We start from the raw sequence: 2,753 nt of genomic DNA, 5'->3' as shown, positions 1-2,753 counted from the left end.
CGCGCCGGTCGCCGCCGCGACGGTGACCTCGGGCGCGAGCCCGCAGACCGAGGCGAGGAAACAGATGTTGCGCATCATGCCCCGGGGGATCACGCCGGTGCCGCCGGGCGTGTCGGTGCCCACGGTGAGCCGGTCGAGCCGGCCGGCGTCGCGCAGGTGGTCGACCGTGACCATGGTCGCCCGGTAGTTCATCGAGCTGCACACCTCGATACCGGCGTCCGGCAGGTCGTCGATGACACCGCGGATCTCCTCGTCGGGCATGGGGATCGGGCCGCCGGAGATGTGCCCGACCACGTCCGGCCGTACGGCGGTGACCACGTCATGGCCGGCGACCCGGCTCGAGCCCGAGCGCGAGACGCCGCCCGAGTGCATCTTCACGGTCATGCCGCGCTCGGCCGCCCAGCGCATGTACTCGACCGCCTCGCCGTCGTCGAGACGGTTCCAGTCGTAGAAGATGAACTTGAGCTGCCGGATGCCGGCCTCGGCCATCTGGTCGAAGTGCGCGGCGGTCATGCCCGGCACCAGCAGCAGCGTCCCGGCCTCGACCTTCACGCCGGAGGGCCGCGTCCGCGCGAGCGTGGCGCGCGACAGGCGTGCCAGCCCGAGGACCAGGTCGGGGGTGAGGTCCTCGAACGGCAGGCCGGGCACATGCAGCTCGCCGGCCGAGACCATCGTCGTCGTCCCGCCGTGCAGGTAGTTGTGGATCCAGCCGACCGCGTTCTGGGCCGGTGTCCACTCCCCCACGGTCGGGTGCACGTGGCCGTCCACCAGGCCGGGGATGACGGTGAGCCCGTTCGCGTCGACGACCGTGTCGGGGGACGGGCAGTCGCCGCCGACCGAGGTGATCACGCCGTCCTCGACCACCAGCGTCGTGTCGCGCACCGGTGGCGCCGCGTCCCCCGTCACGAGCAGGCCGATGCCGGTCACCAGCGTCCGTCCCACGGCGCCTCCCAGGATTGATCGGAGAGTACGGACTATGTATACATGATACGTGACTCCAGGGAAGGTGCTCAGATGACGACCGCGGTGCGGAGCCTCGTCGGCGGCCGGTGGCGGGACGGGCGCGGAGCCGTCCGTACGTCGGTGAATCCGGCGCGCCCCGGCGAGGTGGTCGCCGAGTTCTCCGCCGCCGGCGACCAGGACGCCGAGGACGCGATCAACGCGGCGAACGCGGCGGCCCGCGCCTGGGCGCGTACGCCCATCCACGAACGGGCCGCCGTGCTGCGCCGCGCCGCGGACCTGCTCGACGCCCGTGCCGAGCCGGTGGGCACGGAGCTGACGCGCGAGGAGGGCAAGACCCGGCCCGAGGGGATCGCGGAGGTGCGCCGTGCGGCGGAGATCCTCCGGTTCCAGGCCGATGAGGCCAACCGGGACGCCGGTGAGATCTACGCGTCGCCGCGCCGGGACGAACGGATCCTCGTGGTGCGCAGACCGCTCGGCGTCGTCGCGATCGTCACGCCGTGGAACTTCCCGATCGCCATCCCCGCCTGGAAGATCGCCCCCGCGCTCGTGCACGGCGACTGCGTCGTGTGGAAGCCCGCGAGCCTCGTCCCGCTCCTCGCCTACCGCTTCGCCGACGCCCTCGTCGAGGCGGGACTGCCCGCCGGCGTGCTCTCGCTCCTGCTCGGCCCCGGCTCGACCGGGTCGTACCTGGCCCGGCATCCCGGCGTGGCCGCGGTGAGCTTCACCGGCTCCACCGAGGTCGGCACGCAGCTCATGGTGACCTGCGCGGGGCTGCGCAAGCCCGTGCAGACCGAGATGGGCGGCAAGAACGCGGCCGTCGTGCTCGCCGACGCCGATCTCGACATGGCCGCCGAGCAGGTCGTGCTCGGCGCCATGCGGTCGACCGGGCAGAAGTGCACGGCGACGTCGCGGCTGATCGTCGAGGAGCCGGTCGCGGACGACCTGCTCGCCCGCGTCGGCCGCCGGCTCGACGGGCTGAACGTCGGCGACCCGCTGCTGGAGGAGATCGACATGGGTCCCGCGGCCTCGCTCGACGCCCGCGACTCGATCTTCGCCGACATCGAGCGGGCGGTGGCCGACGGCGCCGAGGTCCTCGCCGGCGGCGGCCGTTTCGCGGACGAGCGCGCGGACGCGGCGTTCGTGCCGCCGACCCTGCTCCGCCTGTCCTCCACCGGCCCGGCCGTGTGGCGCGAGGAGGTGTTCGGGCCGGTCCTGGCGGCCGTCACCGCTACCTCGGCCGACCAGGCGTTCGCGCTGGCCAACGACTCGGCGTTCGGGCTCGCGGCGTCGGTCTTCACCGAGGATCTCGGCCGGGCCATGCGCGCCGTCGACGAGTGCGCCGTGGGCGTCCTGCACGTGAACTCCGAGACCGCCGGCGCCGATCCGCATGTGCCCTTCGGCGGGGTAAAGGACAGTGGGTCGGGGCCGAAGGAGCAGGGACGGGCGGCGCGTGAGTTCTTCACCCACACCACGACCGTCTACCTGCGCCCCGGCGCGCGAACCTGAAAGGAGAGCCGCCATGGAGGAGGCATCGGTCGCCCGGCGCGTGCTCGAGGCGTTCGAGCGGGCGGGCGTACGCAAGGCGTTCGGCCTGCCCGGGGTGCACAACCTCGCGTTCTGGCGCGACGCCGGTCCGGGCACTCCGGAGATCGTCGGGGTACGGCACGAGCAGACCGCGGTGTACGCGGCCGACGGGCTGGCGCGCGCGTCCGGCGGGCTCGGGGTCGCCCTGACGACCACGGGACCCGGCGCGGCGAACGCCGCGGGGGCCTTCGGCGAGGCCGCCGCGG

Annotated in this window: 3 protein-coding genes; 2 read left to right on the top strand and 1 reads right to left on the bottom strand. The window is 73.7% G+C overall.

The features are described from left to right. Window positions 1–942: amidohydrolase family protein (locus tag ACFFNX_RS47050; RefSeq protein ID WP_378212901.1), on the bottom strand; the 942-nt coding region annotated here is incomplete at its 3' end. A gap of 72 nt (window positions 943–1,014) precedes the next feature. Here ACFFNX_RS47050 and ACFFNX_RS47045 point away from each other — a divergent pair. Next, window positions 1,015–2,469 (top strand): aldehyde dehydrogenase family protein, encoded by a 1,455-nt coding sequence (locus ACFFNX_RS47045; protein ID WP_378212900.1) that lies wholly within the window; start codon window positions 1,015–1,017, stop codon window positions 2,467–2,469. A gap of 13 nt (window positions 2,470–2,482) precedes the next feature. Then, on the top strand, window positions 2,483–2,753 hold a 271-nt coding region (locus ACFFNX_RS47040), incomplete at its 3' end, for a thiamine pyrophosphate-binding protein (RefSeq protein ID WP_378212898.1).

Origin of the sequence: Actinoallomurus acaciae, assembly GCF_042429965.1 — a bacterium.
Taxonomy (GTDB): Bacteria; Actinomycetota; Actinomycetes; order Streptosporangiales; family Streptosporangiaceae; genus Actinoallomurus; species Actinoallomurus acaciae.
The sequence above is the reverse complement of the archived record's forward strand: the minus strand, read 5'-3'. Positions and strand labels throughout refer to the sequence as shown.